The 17211-nt window shown below is 54.0% G+C and carries 16 protein-coding genes; 5 read left to right on the top strand and 11 right to left on the bottom strand.

From position 1 onward, the window contains the following. Positions 1–84 precede the first annotated feature (84 nt). From MLE19_RS10850 to MLE19_RS10800, 11 genes are all read right to left on the bottom strand, one after another. A complete protein-coding gene (locus tag MLE19_RS10850) occupies positions 85–1410 on the bottom strand; it encodes a TRAP transporter large permease (protein WP_240718203.1) in 1326 nt (441 codons plus the stop codon). After that, the gene (locus MLE19_RS10845; RefSeq protein WP_240718202.1) at positions 1407–1922 is read right to left on the bottom strand and encodes a TRAP transporter small permease subunit; all 516 of its coding nucleotides are present in this window, start codon (positions 1920–1922) and stop codon (positions 1407–1409) included. The genes MLE19_RS10850 and MLE19_RS10845 overlap by 4 nt, the downstream gene beginning before the upstream one ends. A 90-nt stretch (positions 1923–2012) precedes the next feature. Further along, positions 2013–3074 carry a C4-dicarboxylate ABC transporter substrate-binding protein gene (locus tag MLE19_RS10840; protein ID WP_240718201.1) on the bottom strand — a complete coding sequence of 354 codons (1062 nt, stop codon included), beginning with the start codon at positions 3072–3074 and terminating at the stop codon, positions 2013–2015. A gap of 361 nt (positions 3075–3435) precedes the next feature. Next, positions 3436–3945, bottom strand: a complete 510-nt coding sequence (locus MLE19_RS10835; RefSeq protein ID WP_240718200.1) for a porin family protein — start codon at positions 3943–3945, stop codon at positions 3436–3438. Positions 3946–4022: 77 nt separating this feature from the next. Beyond that, positions 4023–4943, bottom strand: a complete 921-nt coding sequence (locus MLE19_RS10830; protein WP_240718199.1) for an EamA family transporter — start codon at positions 4941–4943, stop codon at positions 4023–4025. A 271-nt stretch (positions 4944–5214) separates the two neighbouring features. Further along, positions 5215–6138 (bottom strand): heme o synthase, encoded by a 924-nt coding sequence (gene cyoE, locus MLE19_RS10825; RefSeq protein ID WP_240718198.1) that lies wholly within the window; start codon positions 6136–6138, stop codon positions 5215–5217. After that, positions 6096–6425, bottom strand: coding sequence for a cytochrome o ubiquinol oxidase subunit IV (cyoD, locus tag MLE19_RS10820; RefSeq protein WP_240718197.1), 330 nt, complete (start codon positions 6423–6425; stop codon positions 6096–6098). Before cyoD ends, cyoE begins: the two co-directional genes overlap by 43 nt. Before the next feature lies 1 nt (position 6426). Then, positions 6427–7038: a cytochrome o ubiquinol oxidase subunit III gene (gene cyoC, locus MLE19_RS10815; RefSeq protein ID WP_240718196.1), complete on the bottom strand. Its 612-nt coding sequence runs from the start codon at positions 7036–7038 to the stop codon at positions 6427–6429. Beyond that, positions 7038–9032 (bottom strand): cytochrome o ubiquinol oxidase subunit I, encoded by a 1995-nt coding sequence (cyoB, locus tag MLE19_RS10810; RefSeq protein ID WP_240718195.1) that lies wholly within the window; start codon positions 9030–9032, stop codon positions 7038–7040. The genes cyoC and cyoB overlap by 1 nt, the downstream gene beginning before the upstream one ends. A 3-nt stretch (positions 9033–9035) precedes the next feature. Beyond that, on the bottom strand, positions 9036–10061 hold the full coding sequence (gene cyoA, locus MLE19_RS10805) for a ubiquinol oxidase subunit II (protein WP_240718194.1): 1026 nt from the start codon (positions 10059–10061) through the stop codon (positions 9036–9038). A 338-nt stretch (positions 10062–10399) separates the two neighbouring features. After that, a complete protein-coding gene (locus MLE19_RS10800) occupies positions 10400–11191 on the bottom strand; it encodes a DeoR/GlpR family DNA-binding transcription regulator (protein WP_240718193.1) in 792 nt (263 codons plus the stop codon). A gap of 326 nt (positions 11192–11517) precedes the next feature. On the opposite strand from MLE19_RS10800, the gene MLE19_RS10795 reads away from it, so the two are divergent. From MLE19_RS10795 to MLE19_RS10775, 5 genes are all read left to right on the top strand, one after another. Next, complete coding sequence (locus MLE19_RS10795) at positions 11518–12372, top strand: outer membrane protein OmpK (protein WP_240718192.1); 855 nt, start codon at positions 11518–11520, stop codon at positions 12370–12372. Positions 12373–12408: 36 nt separating this feature from the next. After that, complete coding sequence (locus tag MLE19_RS10790; protein WP_240718191.1) at positions 12409–13692, top strand: NupC/NupG family nucleoside CNT transporter; 1284 nt, start codon at positions 12409–12411, stop codon at positions 13690–13692. 103 nt (positions 13693–13795) lie between these two features. Continuing rightward, a complete protein-coding gene (gene deoC, locus MLE19_RS10785; RefSeq protein WP_240718190.1) occupies positions 13796–14593 on the top strand; it encodes a deoxyribose-phosphate aldolase in 798 nt (265 codons plus the stop codon). Beyond that, the gene (deoA, locus tag MLE19_RS10780; RefSeq protein WP_240718189.1) at positions 14593–15948 is read left to right on the top strand and encodes a thymidine phosphorylase; all 1356 of its coding nucleotides are present in this window, start codon (positions 14593–14595) and stop codon (positions 15946–15948) included. The genes deoC and deoA overlap by 1 nt, the downstream gene beginning before the upstream one ends. Further along, positions 15945–17189, top strand: coding sequence for a phosphopentomutase (locus MLE19_RS10775; protein ID WP_240718188.1), 1245 nt, complete (start codon positions 15945–15947; stop codon positions 17187–17189). Before deoA ends, MLE19_RS10775 begins: the two co-directional genes overlap by 4 nt. Positions 17190–17211: the final 22 nt, after the last annotated feature.

Raw genomic sequence — 17211 nt, 5'->3', positions numbered from 1 at the left:
GCGCTAACAATATATCGCACCATGCTCATAACGCAAGATGCCGCCCGAAGGCGGCATCACTTACTCCCAATCACGCTCAGTTATTTACCAAGACGGACCACTCATCACATCTGGCAGCCATAATGCGAGGCTGGGGAATGTTAACACCAGGGCTAGCACCACTAACTGCGCGATGATAAAAGGCACTACTCCCCAATACATATGCTTAAGCGTAATTTCTGGCGGCGTAATGGCTCTCAAGTAGAAAATGGCTGGGGCAAGCGGAGGTGTTAAATAGCTGGTTTGTAGCACTACCAGAAAGGCTACACAGAACCATATTTCATCAAAACCCAGCATGCGCACAATCGGCATGGCCACCGGAATGATGATCAGAACGACAGAGATCAAGTCGAGTACGAAGCCTGCAATAAAAGCGATGAGTAGAATAAGGCCGAGAATCATCCAGGGGCTTAAACCGGTATCCATCAACATCGACTGAACCGTGGCCATACCGCCTGAGGCAAAGAAGACGCCTGCAAACATACTGCCGCCCATAACGATCAGTAGAATCATCGCTGAGATGTTCATCGTTTTAATGGCCGCATGCCACAATACATCCCGCGTCAGGTTGCGATATGCCAGTGCCAACAAGACTGACCCCAGCGCTCCACAGGCTGCTGCTTCTGTTGGCGTTGCCAACCCCATTAGAATGGTGCCCAGCACGGTAAAAATCAGCAGCATGGTAGGCAGTAATGCGACTACTGTGACACGCATTTTTTCTTGCCAGCTTATATCCGGCTCGCTCTCTTCTACCCTGGGTGCCATCTCTGGCTTTAAGTAGGCGACGCCAACGATGTAGATTAAAAACATTGCCGCCATTAAAAAGCCGGGGATTAGCAAACCACTAAATAGCGAACCGACTGAGACGCCCGCCACCGGTCCAAGTACCACTACGGTAATGGAAGGTGGAATGGCGGTACCAAGTGATCCACTGGCACAAATCGTTCCTGAAACCAGGCTTTTGTTGTAGTGGTGTTTAAGCATTACCGGGATCGCGAGCATACCGATGACTGCCTCGGTAGCTCCCACCACACCGCTTGAGGCCGCAAATAGCGTCCCCATTATTATCGCGCCTACACCTAAACCACCGGGTAAACGACGCGTCCACATATGGATGGCTTCAAATAGCCGTACGGCAATGCCCGAACGCTCAAGCATTGCCCCCATAAAGATAAAGAGTGGCACGGCGGCGAGGATAGAATTAGACGCAGTATCTTCGATTTTGGTCAGCAACTGATAGGCAGCGACATCACCAAATTGAATAATTCCAAAACCCGTTGCTACCAAAATCATTGAAAATGCGATGGGAAAACCGGAAAAAATAAACAGCATTAGAACCGGGAACATCATTAACGATAAATAGCTGCTCATGATGCGTGCTCCTCAGGTAGCGGCTGGCCACGCAGTATCGCGACCGCCTTTAATATCTCTGCTACTACCTGCAGCGCTAGCAAAGTAAAGCCGATAAACCACACCGTTAATATCGGCCAAACGATGGGGTTCCATGCGGAACGGCCCGAGCGTTCATTGGAATTAAAGGCTTCCAATGCGTAATGAAACAACTCCCATACCAACCACGCTAATATGGGTAAAAACAGCGCGTAGCCGATAATACGCAGCAGTGCATTCGCTTTAGCACCAAGCTGCATCGACACCAAATCTACGCTCACGTGGTGGCCAATACGCAGTGCATTCGCCATACCCAGCATAAACATGGCGCCCATGACCATATAGCTAATTTCAAACGCCCATAGCGTTGGGCGTCCGGCAACATAGCGGCTGAACACTTCCACTACTAGCGCGCCCACTAGAGGAAAAATCAATATCGCACCAACCCAACCAGCCCAACGGGTTAGCGACTCAATCGCTTGAATTAGTTTCATGATGGCTACTCATCAACACGTCATAAAAGAGGGGCTTATACGCATGAACGAGAGATCAATGACCTCTCGTTCATATGGTTGATGGTTCAGTTAGCGACCCATGCTACCAATCGGTAAGCGGTATTCAGGCCAAACGCTCATGGTGTCTTTAAAACTGCGCTGGGATTCAACTACGCGTGCAAACCACTCGTTTTCAGCGGCATACTCGTCTTCCCACTTAACCGTCTCTTCATAAATAGTGTCGATGAACGCCTGATCCAGATGAACGATTTCATTGGGGCCATCGAGCAATTCCTGATAGGCGCCCAAGTCAGCAAATGAACTCGCCAACCACGTTTCAAAAACGCTTAGCTTACCCGCCAAACGCAGCATCGCTTGTTCATCTTCACTCAACTCGTTCCACGTATCTTCATTGACCTGGCACTCCAAGAAGCCACCTGATTGGTGAACACCCGGTAGAATTACGTACTGCGCCACTTCCTGAAAACCGGTAGGGCTATTCATTTCAGGACTGCCCCACTCCGCCGCATCAATGACACCACGTTCCAGCGCGCTGTAGATATCACCGCCGGCCATTACCACCGTGGATGCACCAAGCCGGGAAGCTAATTCAGACCATGCACCGGAAGTACGCAAGCGTAAGCCCTGAAAGTCTTCTAATGTTTCGACACGTTTATTGGAATGCAGGAAGATTTCGGTGCCCAAAATCGCACAGGGGAAAGCCACCACATCAAACACATCGCGGCGATACTCCTCATAGAGCTCTACGCCGCCCCCTTCGTACATCCACATCATGAACTCTTCAGGGGTTAAACCACTTGAGTGACCTGCCAACAGGGCAGTCGTCGGGTCGGTACCATAGTCATAGTTAATATAGTTGTGACTTACTTCCGCAACGCCTGACTTAACTGTATTGGTTACTTTCAGCGCACTGCCTAAGGTGCCGCCGGGATAAACCTCAATGGCAATTTCGCCACCGGAAAGCTCATTGACGCGATCTGCAAACATCTGCGCATCACGTTCGAGCCAGGGGCCGCCACTCCATGGGGTTGCCATGCGCCAGTTTTTTTCGGCGGCTTCAGCCATTGCGGATGCAGCCATTAAACCTGAGCATAAACCTACTGCTACAGCCATTTTGCTTATTTTATACATGGTAGTTTCCTCTTGAATGGAGCTAAAGCAAGTTGAGCACTGGTCTTTATATTTTCGTTTCTTGCCAGCGAGTCATCTCGACATTATCACCTTCGCAGTTGCAGCATTTGGCTCAAACTACGAAAAGTTATGCCGAGTCTCTGACAGTCATTAAGCTGTCGATTAAGAAATACTTGTTGTTCAACGTGAGTACACACCTTCGAAGAGATGCACTGACTGTAACTTCAAGCAAGAAACGTTCCATTACACATGAGGAAAATATCGGAAAGACAAAACAAAAACCCCCACGGCTAAACGCCATGGGGGTTCGGGGTATAACTAGCTATTTCTGTAACGATTTTAACCGCTGTTAAAGCCGCTATCAAAACCGATAGCGTAAACCGACACTGGCCGCATCGAAGGTGTAGTCGGATTTATCCAGATAGCGCATGTAATCCGCGCCTACCGACAAATTGGTTGCTACGTCCATTTCAGCGCCGCCGCCGTAGGAGAACCCGCTTTCACGGTTGTCACTGACCTCGACTTCTGTGAAGCCTGCTAAACCGTATAACCGCACTTCAGGCGCCACCGGAAAAATACCTTTTGCATAAGCACCGGCTAGATGGTCTAGATCAGCGCCGCCATCGGAACCGCCCGTGCCTAAATGCCCTTCCAGCGCGAAGTAGTCGTTAAATTGAGCGCCGCCGCGTAGGCGAAGGCCTACGTCATCGCGGGAGGAGCCTCTTTCTGGATCCAGGCTCCAGAACATCGCGTCACCGCCTACATATCCTTGTGGATAGGTGAAAGATTGCTGTGCTTGAGCAGACGTTGCAAAAGCGCCTGCGCCAACCAGGAGTGCCGCCGATGTAAGTGATAATAGGGACATCTTCATAGGTTGTACCTCAGTTAAAAAACAGTGTTTCCTTACGCCACTGCAGTTTGGTCTATAACTATGAAGAACGCAAATATTTACCGCCCCTTGGATAAGCTGAGCACCACAATACCACCAACTACAACTGCCCCACCCATTAGCTGCCCGGGGCTAAGCATTTGACCTAAAACGAAATAACCCAGCACAAGTGAGGCTACAGGCTCGATGTTCATTACCGGTGCGTTGCGCGCCATATCGAGTCGCGGCACAAAGATAAACAGCGTCGAAAACGCGGAGCCATAAAGCAGCCCCAGTAGCGTAAGCCCAAGCCAACCTGCGCTGTTATCCGGCAGGCTCATCCCCCCTGGCACCACGCCAGCAAAGCCGCCAATAATCATAACGATGAACACCGTTTGCATGGTCAGCAGGCTGCGCAGAGTACTGCCCACCCCGGCCAAGCGATGCTCGGTAACCCATAAAGCGCAGGCAAACACAAAGGCGGCCATGAGACCAAAACCAATGCCCGCTATCCAACCTGGACCCATGCCATCCGCAGTGGCAATCCATGAGGGAATATCCAGCACCACCAGTAAGCCAATTAAAATAGTGCCCATAATCAGGCAGCTACGCAGGGTTGGGCGCGGCCCACCCAGCGCCCAGCTCAGTAGCGCCAGCTGAATAGGGAAGGTATTGACCAATAGCAGCGCAATCACCACCGGCAGCCTTGCCACTGCTGAGTACAAACTGACACTTTGCACGGCAATCAGCAGCCCCACGGTGAGCTGCCAGGGCCAGGATCCAGCGGGCAGCCATAAGCGCTTTCGTTGCACAATCACTAGCGCTAGCAGGATTAAGCAAGCGACCCCGGAGCGGGTTAAAACGGCTAATAGCAGGCCCGTGCCATTATCAAACGCCAACCGCGCAGAAACGTGATTCGCAGCGAACATGGTAGCCACGGTCATCATCAACAGAATGGCTAAATGGCGCGGCAACAGTTTGGGCAAAGGGGATGCTGACATAAGAACGGAACGGCTCGTTAAAGTAGTAAAAGGCGCAATGGCGCAGGCAGACACAACCAATAGCTAGCTGTATGCACAGGCGTTAATACGCCTAACGCTGTTTTCTGCACCGCAGCATTTTATACTAAAGTCTAAAAAATTGCGCCTGTTATCCTGCCTGGGCAGACTCTAAGGCAGAAGTGATGGCGCATCAAAAGCAATAAAACGCCCCGGGCAGATGACTGCTCGAGGCGTTGTCTAACGCAGCTTGCGCTTGGTGTCTAAGGCGGTACTACACCAACATAGGCACCATCGCCTCCAGCACCATTACTAAGCTCATCGCGGTAATGGTCAGAATAGAGACGCCAAACACCTTCTTGGCCCAGCGCACGTCATCATCTAAACGGTAGCCACGCAGCGCCAGATAGAGCCAGTAACCGCCCATAATCAGCGCCACACACAAATAGCCCATGCCTGCTTGACTGGCCAACACCAGCGCCAGCGAAGCGGGAATAAACGCTGCGATGTAACCCAGGATATGGTGTTTGGCCATTTTGACCCCACGTACCACCGGCAGTACCGGAATCGATGCCCGCTGATAATCCGCATAGCGGAAAATCGCAATCGCGTAGGAGTGCGGCATCTGCCACAGGCAAAATATCACCAGCAGCATAATGGCGCCGCTGTCGAACTGCCCCGTTACGGCGCAGTAACCCACTACCGGCGGCATAGCACCAGAAAGGCTGCCAACCAAGGTGCCGTACTCTGAGCGGCGCTTCATATACAGGCTATAAAGCCCCACATACACGCCCCAGCCAATCACCGCCAAGGCCACGGTTAACCCGTTAGTCCCCAGCGCCAAGCACACCACACCCGACACACCCAATAGCGCTGAAACGCCCAGCGCCTGGGTGATAGAGATGCTACCTCTTACCAGGGGGCGATGGCGCGTTCGCGCCATCAATGCATCAATATCGCGGTCAATAACGTTGTTACACGCACAGCCTGACGCGATGATTAACGCAATCCCCACCATGACCGAGACAAAGCTAAGCCACTCGAATTGCCCCTGAGCGGCAAGAAAATAGCCGCCCAGGGTGGCAATCAGGTTTCCCCCGATAATGCCGGGCTTAGTCAGTTCAAGCAGATCCCGCCAACGGCTAGGTGCCGTGATCAGCCGATCATCATGTTGAGATGCAGATGCTGCATGATCCACAGCGAGCCTCCTACCACTAAGACGAGAATCGTCAGTGTGAAGACGAAGGACATTACATTCCAGCCCTCGTCGGCTTTGGTACTCATATGCATGAACATGACCAGTTGCACCAGTATCTGCAACACAGCAGTCACGGCCACCACCACTACTGTAGCGAGCACGCTGAGTGCGCCGCTCATCACAACCCCAAAGGGTATAATGGTCAGTATCAGCGACAATACCAGTCCTGTCACATAAGACTTTACGCTGCCATGGGCATTTGTGGGGTTAGACGAAGAATGACTCATCTCACAGCACTCCCATTAGATAGACGAATGAGAAGACACAGATCCACACGATATCGAGGAAGTGCCAAAACAAACTAAGGCACAAAATGCGCGGCCGGGTCATGTCGTTCAAGCCTTTGGTATAGAGCTGAATCAGCATGACCAAAATCCAGATCAAGCCAAAGGTCACGTGCAGGCCGTGGGTGCCCACCAAGGTAAAGAACGCTGACAGAAAGGCGCTTTTATCCGGCCCATAGCCTTCATGAATCAAGTGCTGAAATTCGTAGATTTCCATCCCTACGAACGCAGCGCCTAACACGAACGTAATGGCCAACCACGCCTTTACTTGGCCAAGGCGTTGGGCGTTCATTGCCAATACGCCCATACCAAAGGTAAAGCTACTAAAGAGCAGCAGGAAGGTTTCGACCAGCACAAAGGGCAGCTCAAAAATTTCCGCCGCCGAGGGGCCTGCCGCCGTGCCCTTCATTAGTACAGCGTAAGTGGCGAACAGTGACCCGAAGATCACCAAATCGCTCATTAAATAGACCCAAAAGCCAAACAGCTTGGTGCCCGCAACATCATGATGCTCGTGGGGCTCATCCGTTGCGCTGTGATGTAACGTATCCGTTGCCATTACGCTTGCGCCTCCACGCCTAGTTGTTGCTCACGTTTGAGTTGATGCTCACGTTCGATGCGCTCAACTTCAGCGGCGGGAACGTAGTAGTCGATATCGTCGTTAAATACCCGCGCCATAAAGCTTGCGAACACACCAACAGCGCCAACGCCAGCTAACCACCAGATATGCCACACCAGGGCAAAACCGATGACCAGTGCAAAGAAGCTAATAACCGGCCCGGCCACGGTATTACGCGGCATATGAATATCGGTGTAGGGGGCATCTTCAAGCTGCTCCTCGCTACGCTGCTTCTGCGACCAGAAGCTGTCGATATCGCCAACTTCCGGCAAACGGGCAAAGTTGTAGAACGGCGCAGGAGAAGAGGTCGACCACTCTAGGGTGCGACCATGCCAGGGGTCACCGGTGACATCAGCATTCTGTTTGCGGTCACGGATACTCACCCAGAACTGGATGATGGTGCAGGCGATACCCAGCATAATGATCACTGCGCCTACCCAGGCCAGAATCATCCATGGCTGCCATTCAGTATTGGCATAGGACTGCATGCGGCGTACGGCACCAAAGAAGGCCAGCACGTAGAGCGGCATAAAGGCCACGTAGAAGCCGATAAACCAGCACCAGAACGAGCGCTTGCCCCATTTCTCGTCGAGGGTGAAACCGAATGCTTTGGGGAACCAGTAGGTAAGACCCGCCATCATGCCGAACACCACGCCGCCGATAATGACGTTGTGGAAGTGAGCAATAACAAACAGGCTGTTGTGCAGCACAAAGTTGGCCGCAGGCACCGCCAGCATAACGCCGGTCATACCACCGATGGTGAAGGTGATAATAAAGCCCAGCGTCCAGAGCACCGGCGAGGTCAGCTCCAAGCTGCCGCGGTACATTGTGAACAGCCAGTTGAACACTTTCACCCCGGTAGGAATGGCAATGATCATCGTCATAATGCCGAAGAAGGCGTTAACGTTGGCGCCCGCCCCCATGGTGAAAAAGTGGTGTAACCAAACCACAAACGACAGCAGGGTGATCGAAATCGTCGCCCACACCATGGTCATATAACCAAATAGCCGCTTACGGGCAAAGGTCGCAATCACTTCAGAGAATACGCCGAAGGCCGGCAGGATCAGGATATAAACTTCCGGGTGGCCCCAGGCCCAGATGAGATTGACGTACATCATCATGTTGCCGCCAAAATCATTGGTAAAGAAGTGCATACCCAAATAGCGATCCAGGGTTAGCAGTGCAATCGTCGCGGTCAGAATCGGGAAAGAGGCGATGATCAACACGTTGGCGCACAGCGAGGTCCAGGTAAAGATCGGCATGCGGAACATGGTCATGCCTTTGGTGCGCATCTTCAGAATGGTCACGAAGAAGTTGATACCGGTGAGCGTCGTACCTATCCCGGATATCTGTAACGCCCATATCCAGTAATCGACCCCCACCCCGGGACTAAACTCGATCCCCGATAAGGGCGCGTAGGCAAGCCAGCCGGTTTTGGCGAATTCGCCCACCACCAACGAGATATTGACCAAGATCGCCGCTACGGCAAACAGCCAAAAACTTAAGTTATTCAGGAAAGGGAAAGCAACGTCGCGGGCACCAATTTGCAGCGGCACCACCAGGTTCATCAGACCGATGACCATAGGCATGGCGACAAAGAAGATCATAATCACGCCGTGGGCGGTAAAGATCTGGTCGTAGTGTTCGGGCGGCAAATAGCCCGCAGCATCCCCGGCGGCCATGGCCAACTGGGTACGCATCATAATCGCATCCGAGAAGCCACGCAGCAGCATGACCAGGGCGACAATGAAGTACATGATACCGAGCTTTTTATGGTCGACGGAGGTAAACCACTCGTTCCACAGCCAGCCCCATTTACGGTAGTAGGTAATCAAACCAAACAGCGCGATCCCACCAATGGCCATTATGGCCGCCACGACCATGATGATCGGCTCGTGGTAGGGAATTGACTCTAACGTGAGTTTTCCAAACACGGCTTAACCTCCCGCTTCTACGCTAGAGGGATGGCTGCGCATGGCATGATCCTGACTAGCATGGTTGTTAGTGACATGACCTGATTCGGCCGCGTGATCGGTCGTATTAGCCGTTTCGCCATCGAGGGAGTCAGCATGTTCGGCGCCCATTTGATGCTCGCCGCCCATATTGTGCTCACCGCCGGTATGGAAGCTTCTTAAGATGCTTTCATACAGCGAGGGCGAAATAGCTGAGTAGTATTCAACCGGATTCGATTCACTGGGTTCCGCCAGCGCTTCATAGCCTTCGGGGTAGGTCAGCGTTTGTGGAGCAGTGCGTACCGTTTCAACCCAGGCGTCAAAATCAGCGGTGTCGGTTACTTTGGCTTCAAAGGTCATGCCAGAGAAACCCGCGCCACTGTAGTTAGTGGAACGACCTGGATAGCTACCAATTTCATCGGCGATGAGATGGACATCGTTATCCATACCGGCCATGGCATAAATCTGGCTGCCCAGATGGGGGATAAAGAAAGCGTTCATCACTGAGCCTGAGCTGACCCGAAAGCGCACCGGCGTATCCACCGGAAAGGCCACTTCGTTAACGCTGGCAATACCCTGTTCGGGGTAGATAAACAGCCACTTCCAATCCAGCGCCACTGCCTGTATTTCGATCGGTGCCACATCGCTTTCCAGCGGTTTGTGGGGATCAAGGCTATGAGAGGTTTTGTAGGTCAACAGGGCGAGCACGGCGATAATCGCACAGGGCACGATCCATACCACTGCTTCAATCACGTTGGAGTGCGCCCAATCAGGCGTGTATTTAGCCAAACTATTACTACGCCGATAACGCCAGCCAAACAGCAGCGTCATGACAATCACAGGAATAACTACAATCAACATTAGGCCAAAGGCGGTCAGTATCAGCGTGCGCTGCTCAGCGCCAACCTGCCCTTTTGGGTCTAGCAGAGCCGAACTACAGCCTGCTAGAAACAGACACAGCGCAAGGAGCACTAGCGTGCCTCGCCTGCGCCAAAGTGAGCGTCGTTGCATGGTGTGATCTCGTCAGAGGTTGTTTAAAACACTAGTTAGCCATGCTACCAAGCTAAGTAGCAGGCTAACTACCACCCCATACTCTTCCCAAAACATGCTCTGAAAGGCGTTTTAAAACCACGTAAAACGTACTTAAAACAGTGCACAGGTAACGCTAAGCGTCATTGCTCCGGGAAAAATATGCGTCGCCGAGTGGGAATTGGCGACGAGCCTCGCTGGCTTAAGCATTAAAGGCTTAAGCAGTTAAGACTAAAGTATTTTCTATTGATCCAGATCATGAAAGAAGTGGCGCATTGCCGCACCCTAGGTATTGATTACCAAGAGCGTCGTAAAAAGGGTTATGCCACGGTTATTTCGGGTACCACTATTTCAGGGGCAACGCAGCCGTTCTCCTTTAGCAATTGCGGGGCGCCCTCTTCATCGGTGACGACCACATCAAAGTCTTCCAGCGCAGCGAAATAGGCAGGACGCACTACGCCAAACTTACTGGCATCCACTACCAGCAAGCGCTGCATGGCAGTGGCAATAGCGGCTTGTTTAGGCGTCACTTCGTGAAAGTGAAAGCAGCTCACACCTCTTTCCAGGTCCACCCCTGCCGCCGAGATGAGCGCTTTGTTAATACCCAAGCGCTCAATAGCCGCCGTCATATTATCGCTGCCGAACGACTGCGAGGCAGCATAGAAAAGTCCGCCCAGTAGTACTAAGCGAACGTTCGGCAGCGCGGAAACCGCGTTTGCTACGTTAAGCGCATAGGTCACCACCGTCAGCTCTCGAAAATGGCTTAACTGGCTCAATAAAGGGATCAGCGTTGAGCCACAGTCGATAAATAGCGTATCGCCCTCCTCAATGAAGGCCAGTACACGCTGGCAGAGGCGATACTTCGCCTGGTAGTGGCTAGCCTGCTGCTCAGTTAAATCGTAGATGGGTGTCACGCCCGGATAGTTTGCCATCACCAGACGCCCGCCCAGCAGAGTCATCGCAGTAGGCTGGGTAGTGAGATCGCGGCGGATAGTCATTTCTGAGACATCACACAGCTCTGCGGCATCGCGCAGGTGTAGAGTCCCGCCGCTGGCAAGCGCTTCCTGAAGTTTGGCAAGGCGCTGAGCGCTGCGGGCATTCGTGGTGGGCATCTTCGGGCAAACCCTCGTGTTGTGATTAGCGCAACGCAAGTCTGCATGTCGCGTCAATGTTGTAGCTATGTCTTAGTGCTATGCCGAGTTTCTATGCTGAGCGAGCGGCGACGTAATTACCACTACGACGACAGCTATTCGCGCTATCGACAATACTTACGATAGCTTTATGACATTTAAATAGCGTTGATGTGACAACGCTTGCAAATCAACGTTAGAAAAATAACACTAAATGTTATAATTTTAACATTAACGCCAGCCCGCACGACTAAAACCCCGGTTAGCCACACTCAAATGGCACCGCGACAACCCTTGTTGAGGCTTTCATGACAGCTAGTAAACACTCTCGCTCCCCTTCGTCTCTGATCGCGCTTGGCGCTGGCGTGTTAGGGGCAATGCTCACAACGCCGCTAATGGCTGATGAGGCTGTTCAGCCGCATCCCCTTGATCGGCTGTGGTCATTCGCCAACGTCTCGGTTAACTACCTGGACTGGTCCAACGGTACCGAAGCACGCACCGCGTCTAACGCCGCGAAAAGCGACTTTATGTTTCTCGAAATTGAAGGCGGCGCTGGCTTTAGCTGGGGCGAGTTTTACGGCTTCTTTGATTTCGAGAACCCCACCAACGATCAGTTCGATGAATCCAGCGGCGGCAAAGACAACTTCCGCACTGCGGGTAAAGTAACCTCGCACATTTATCTGGGCGACAGCCCGCTGTCGATTTATGCCCACCTTTATGACTTCCGCGATTACGGTTACAACAGCCGCGAACAGGATCAGATTCTGGGCCTGGGCTACCGCACTACCTTTGACAATGGTCTGTGGTTTAAACCCTTTATCGGGGCCGCGCGAGTACAAAGTAATAGCTATACCGGTATGAACGGCTATATGGCAGGCTGGGTCGCGGGTTATGATTTCACTGCGCTCAACCAAAACTTCAGCGTCACCAACTGGCACGAGCAGACCTTTGGCCGCGACGATGAGTACCTGGAAGAGAACTATGTGGGCGAGGTGGGCGAAAAAGCAGGCAGTGTGGGCACCAACGGTGCACTGAGCCTGTGGTGGCATCCAAGCGACTTGATCACCACCGGTATTCAGTATCGCTACTCTGATAACAAGTTGGGCACGCCCAATAATTACCAGAATGCGATGATCTACTCCGTCAAGCTCAACTTACTCTAAACGCGTTTCACACGCGCGGACTCGAAGGATCCCCATATGACACTCCTTATGAGCTTGGTGGGTATGGTCACTCTGGTGGCCATTGCCCTGATCTTCTCCTACGACCGTAAGTCTATTCGGCTGCGTACGGTACTGGGTGCTTTTGCTATTCAAGCGGGTATTGGTGCTTTTGTACTCTATGTGCCGTTTGGTCAAGCGGTGCTGCAGGCCATTTCAGCGGGCGTTAGCCAAATATTGGTATATGCCGATGACGGTATTGGTTTTCTGTTCGGCGGCTTAGCTGATGTAGAGAACATCGGCTTTATCTTTGCCATTAAAGTCCTGCCGGTCATTATCTTCTTCTCCTCGCTGATCGCCGTGCTCTATTACATCGGCATTATGCAGTGGGTCATTCGCATTCTAGGTGGCGCCCTGCAAAAAGCCCTCGGCACTTCGCGCACGGAGTCGCTCTCCGCAACCGCAAATATCTTCGTCGGCCAAACCGAAGCGCCGCTGGTGGTGCGTCCATTTATCGCCCGCATGACGCCTTCACAGCTGTTTGCCGTTATGTGTGGTGGTTTGGCGTCTGTGGCCGGTTCGGTATTGGCAGGTTACGCGGCACTGGGGATTCCCATGGAGTACCTGGTAGCGGCCTCCTTTATGGCGGCACCCGGCGGGCTGTTGTTCGCCAAGCTGATCATGCCGGAAACCCAAGATGTCACCGACAGCGATAGCGTTACCAAGGTGGAAGAAGAGATTGAGGCCCAGGAAGATAAACCCGCCAACGTGCTGGACGCGGCGGCATCGGGTGCTACCTCGGGTTTAATGCTCGCCGCCAACGTTGGCGCCATGCTACTCGCCTTTATTGCTCTGATTGCGCTGGTCAACGGCATTTTAGGCGGCATTGGTGGCTGGGTGGGCTTTGACTCGCTGAGCCTGGAACTGATCTTGGGTTGGCTGTTTGCCCCGCTGGCCTTCCTATTGGGTGTACCCTGGGAAGAAGCCACGCTGGCAGGCTCGTTCATTGGCCAAAAGCTAGTGGTCAACGAATTTGTCGCTTACATCAACTTGGCGCCCTACATTGATGGGGAACAGGTGGTGACTGCCACGGGTCAGATGATGACACCGCATACCATGGCGATTCTCTCCTTTGCGCTGTGTGGCTTTGCTAACCTCTCCTCCATCGCGATTCTACTGGGTGGCCTGGGCAGCATTGCACCGACTCGTCGCAAAGAGATTGCTCGCTTTGGGGTTAAAGCTGTATTGGCCGGTACACTGTCCAACTTGATGTCGGCCACGATTGCTGGCTTCTTTATTGCGCTGAGTGGCGCGTCTGCATAGCGCTTGTATGCTTATTAGCGTAATGACAGCAACTTAACGCTTCGGGCGCTGCGGTTTTATCCGCAGTGCCCGTTTTTATCTTTTACTGATTTGTGAGAACTCCATGACCGCGACTGCCTCCTCCCATACCGTCCAAGCCGCCCGCCAGGCACTCACCCTCATGGACCTGACGAGCCTGAATGACACCGACACAGACAGCACCATTGAATCACTCTGTCAGCAGGTAAAAACCCCCTTTGGCACCCCTGCTGCCGTTTGCGTCTACCCGCAGTTTATTGTCACCGCTCAGCGCGCGCTCACTGCTCACACTCTCAATGACCAGGTAAAAATCGCCACGGTCACCAACTTCCCCAATGGCGGTGACGACATCATGGGCGCTGCCCGTGAAACTCGCGACGCAGTTGCTTCCGGTGCTCATGAAGTCGATGTGGTGTTCCCCTACCGTACCCTGATAGCAGGCGACGAAGAGACTGGCCTTGAGCTCGTTGAGATGTGCAAAGCCGCCTGCGCTGGCCAGGCACTGCTCAAAGTGATTATTGAGTCCGGCGAACTCAAAGAGCCTGCACTGATCAAACGCGCCAGCGAACTCGCCATTGAAGGCGGTGCGGATTTCATTAAAACGTCGACCGGCAAAGTAGCGGTTAACGCCACCCTGGAAGCCGCTGAGATCATGCTAAAAGCGATTAAAGCCAGCGGCAAAGATGTTGGATTCAAAGCAGCGGGCGGCGTTAAAACCGCCGAGGATGCAGCGGAATATTTGGCCCTTGCCAACGACATTATGGGCCCCGGCTGGGTAACCCCCGCGCACTTCCGTTTTGGTGCCTCTAGCCTGCTGGGTAATCTGCTGGATACGTTGACCGGCAGCACCAGCGCGGCACCCCAAGGCCAAGGAGGTTACTAATGTCTGTCAATGCAACCCAACACGCGTTGCTGCCCCAGGAGCTGATTCGCCTTAAGCGAGATAACCAGCCGCTGCCTGCGGAAGAGATCAAAGCGTTTGTACAGGGCATTGCCGATGACCGCATCAGCGATGCCCAAATTGGCGCCTTCACCATGGCGGTGTTTTTGAACGGCATGAGCCGTGAAGAAGTGGTCGCGCTGACCACCGCCACCCGTGACTCCGGCCATGTGATGCAGTGGAGCGACCTGAACCTGCCCGGCCCGATTGTCGATAAGCACTCTACTGGCGGCGTGGGTGACTTGGTATCGCTGGTGCTCGGCCCTTGGGTCGCCGCCTGCGGTGCCTTTGTACCGATGATTTCCGGACGCGGCCTGGGTCACACCGGCGGTACGCTGGACAAGCTCGAATCGATCCCCGGTTACGACCCCTATCCCGCGCCAGCACGCTTCCGCGAGGTGGTGAAATCCACCGGTGTGGCGATTATCGGCCAGACCGGCGACCTTGCCCCCGCTGATAAGCGCATCTACGGCGTACGTGACGTGACCGCCACCGTGGAATCGATTCCGCTGATTACCGCCTCTATTCTGGGTAAGAAGCTGGCCTCAGGGCTGGATGCGCTGGTGATGGACGTTAAGGTCGGCAGCGGTGCCTTTATGCCCACCCCGGAGAAATCCCGCGAGTTGGCCAAAAGCATCGCCAATGTGGCCACCCAAGCGGGCACGCCCACCACGGCCCTGCTTACCGACATGAGCCAGCCGCTGGCCCCCTGCGCCGGTAATGCCGTAGAAATCGTTGAGACCCTGGCCCTGCTGCGTGGCGACCGCCCAGACAGCCGAGTGATGCAAGTTACCCGCGAGCTGGCAGTGGAAATGCTGATCGCTGGCAAACTGGCAGGCTCTCGTGAAGAAGCTCTGACCAAGCTTGATAAGGCGCTAACCTCTGGCGCCGCCGCTGAGGTGTTCTCCCAGATGGTGCGTGAACTAGGCGGCCCCAGCGACTTTATGGAGCGCTCCGATCACTACCTGGGCAAGGCCGAGGTGATCAAACCCGTATATGCCGAGCAAGCGGGTATCGTGCAGCGCATCGATACCCGCGCCGTGGGTATGAGCGTGGTGGAGCTGGGCGGTGGCCGTCTTCGTAACGATGCCAGCGTGGATCACAGCGTCGGCTTTACCGAGATCGTCGAGATTGGCGAGCGCGTAGATAGCCAGCGCCCTATCGCCATGGTGCACGCCCGCAGTGACGCCGCTGCCGAGCGCGCCGCGCAGCAGCTCCGCGCAGCGTTCACGATTGGCGAAGCGGCGGCCAACGCCGATACCCTGCTGCAAGACACCTTCCGTGGAGAAGCCTTATGAGCCGCGCGATTTTACTGGTACTCGATTCATTTGGGATTGGCGCCGCCCCGGATGCCGCCAAATTTGGCGATGAGGGGTCTGACACCCTGGGCCATATCGCCGCCGCCTGCGCCTGTAATGAGGCCGATAATGCCAACCGTTCAGGCCCACTTAAGCTACCCAATATGGCCAAGCTGGGACTGTTTCACGCTCACCGCGATGCCACTGGCAGCGTGGCCGAAGGCGTCACACTGCCGGGAAATCTGGAAGGCGCCTACGCCCACGCTAAAGAGATCTCCAGCGGTAAAGACACCCCCTCCGGCCACTGGGAAATTGCCGGTGTCCCGGTGCGCTTTGAGTGGGGCTACTTTCTGGATAAAACCGACAGTTTCCCTCTTGAGTTGCTCGACGCCATTGTGCAAGAAGCCGACCTCACCGGAGTGATTGGCAACTGTCACGCCTCGGGCACCGAGATCATTGCCCGCTTAGGTGAAGAGCATATTGCGACGGACAAACCGATTGTTTACACCTCGGCGGATTCGGTGTTTCAGATCGCCGCCCACGAAGAGTATTTCGGCCTGGAGCGGCTTTATAAGCTGTGCGAAACCGTCCGTGAACTGCTGGAGCCTTACAATATCGGCCGTGTCATTGCGCGTCCTTTTATCGGTGAAGACAGCACCACCTTCGCCCGCACCGGCAACCGACGCGACTATAGCGTTGAACCACCGGCGCCTACCGTGCTGCAAAAGCTTGATGATGCCGGTGGCGAAGTGGTCTCGATCGGTAAAATTGCCGATATCTACGCTCACTGCGGCATTACCCACAAGGTAAAAGCCAGCGGCCACGACGCGCTAATGGACGCCACGCTCAAAGAGATCGAGCGTACCGGTAAGCGTGAGGTCGGCGAACGCGCCATGATCATGACCAACTTTGTCGATTTCGACTCGGTCTACGGCCACCGTCGCGACGTACCGGGCTACGCCGCCGCGCTGGAAGAGTTTGATGCCAAGCTGCCAGCTTTGTTGGCTGCGCTAAGTGAAGATGACCTGCTGATTCTCACCGCCGACCACGGCTGCGACCCAAGTTGGCACGGCACCGAGCACACCCGCGAATACATTCCGATTTTGGTACACGGCCCCGGCTTTACCCCCGGTTCGCTAGGCGAGCGCGGCACCTTTGCCGATATTGGCCAAACCCTGGCTGACTTTTTCCTGCTTCCGGCCATGGCCGATGGCACAAGCTTTCTACCTGACGCTGCTTAAAGGCTAGCGCCGCTTAAAGGAG

Source organism: Vreelandella neptunia, from assembly GCF_022489065.1.
GTDB lineage: Bacteria > Pseudomonadota > Gammaproteobacteria > Pseudomonadales > Halomonadaceae > Vreelandella > Vreelandella neptunia_A.
This window is presented reverse-complemented; position numbering and strand designations above follow the sequence as displayed.

Bases quoted from the DNA above. Each gene is read 5' to 3' on its own strand.
- MLE19_RS10850 (WP_240718203.1), bottom strand. From the start codon at position 1,410: ATGAGCAGCTATTTATCGTTAATGATGTTCCCGGTTCTAATGCTGTTT.
- MLE19_RS10845 (WP_240718202.1), bottom strand. From the start codon at position 1,922: ATGAAACTAATTCAAGCGATTGAGTCGCTAACCCGTTGGGCTGGTTGG.
- MLE19_RS10840 (WP_240718201.1), bottom strand. From the start codon at position 3,074: ATGTATAAAATAAGCAAAATGGCTGTAGCAGTAGGTTTATGCTCAGGT.
- MLE19_RS10835 (WP_240718200.1), bottom strand. From the start codon at position 3,945: ATGAAGATGTCCCTATTATCACTTACATCGGCGGCACTCCTGGTTGGC.
- MLE19_RS10830 (WP_240718199.1), bottom strand. From the start codon at position 4,943: ATGTCAGCATCCCCTTTGCCCAAACTGTTGCCGCGCCATTTAGCCATT.
- cyoD (WP_240718197.1), bottom strand. From the start codon at position 6,425: ATGAGTCATTCTTCGTCTAACCCCACAAATGCCCATGGCAGCGTAAAG.
- cyoC (WP_240718196.1), bottom strand. From the start codon at position 7,038: ATGGCAACGGATACGTTACATCACAGCGCAACGGATGAGCCCCACGAG.
- cyoA (WP_240718194.1), bottom strand. From the start codon at position 10,061: ATGCAACGACGCTCACTTTGGCGCAGGCGAGGCACGCTAGTGCTCCTT.
- MLE19_RS10800 (WP_240718193.1), bottom strand. From the start codon at position 11,191: ATGCCCACCACGAATGCCCGCAGCGCTCAGCGCCTTGCCAAACTTCAG.
- MLE19_RS10795 (WP_240718192.1), top strand. From the start codon at position 11,518: ATGACAGCTAGTAAACACTCTCGCTCCCCTTCGTCTCTGATCGCGCTT.
- MLE19_RS10790 (WP_240718191.1), top strand. From the start codon at position 12,409: ATGACACTCCTTATGAGCTTGGTGGGTATGGTCACTCTGGTGGCCATT.
- deoC (WP_240718190.1), top strand. From the start codon at position 13,796: ATGACCGCGACTGCCTCCTCCCATACCGTCCAAGCCGCCCGCCAGGCA.
- deoA (WP_240718189.1), top strand. From the start codon at position 14,593: ATGTCTGTCAATGCAACCCAACACGCGTTGCTGCCCCAGGAGCTGATT.
- MLE19_RS10775 (WP_240718188.1), top strand. From the start codon at position 15,945: ATGAGCCGCGCGATTTTACTGGTACTCGATTCATTTGGGATTGGCGCC.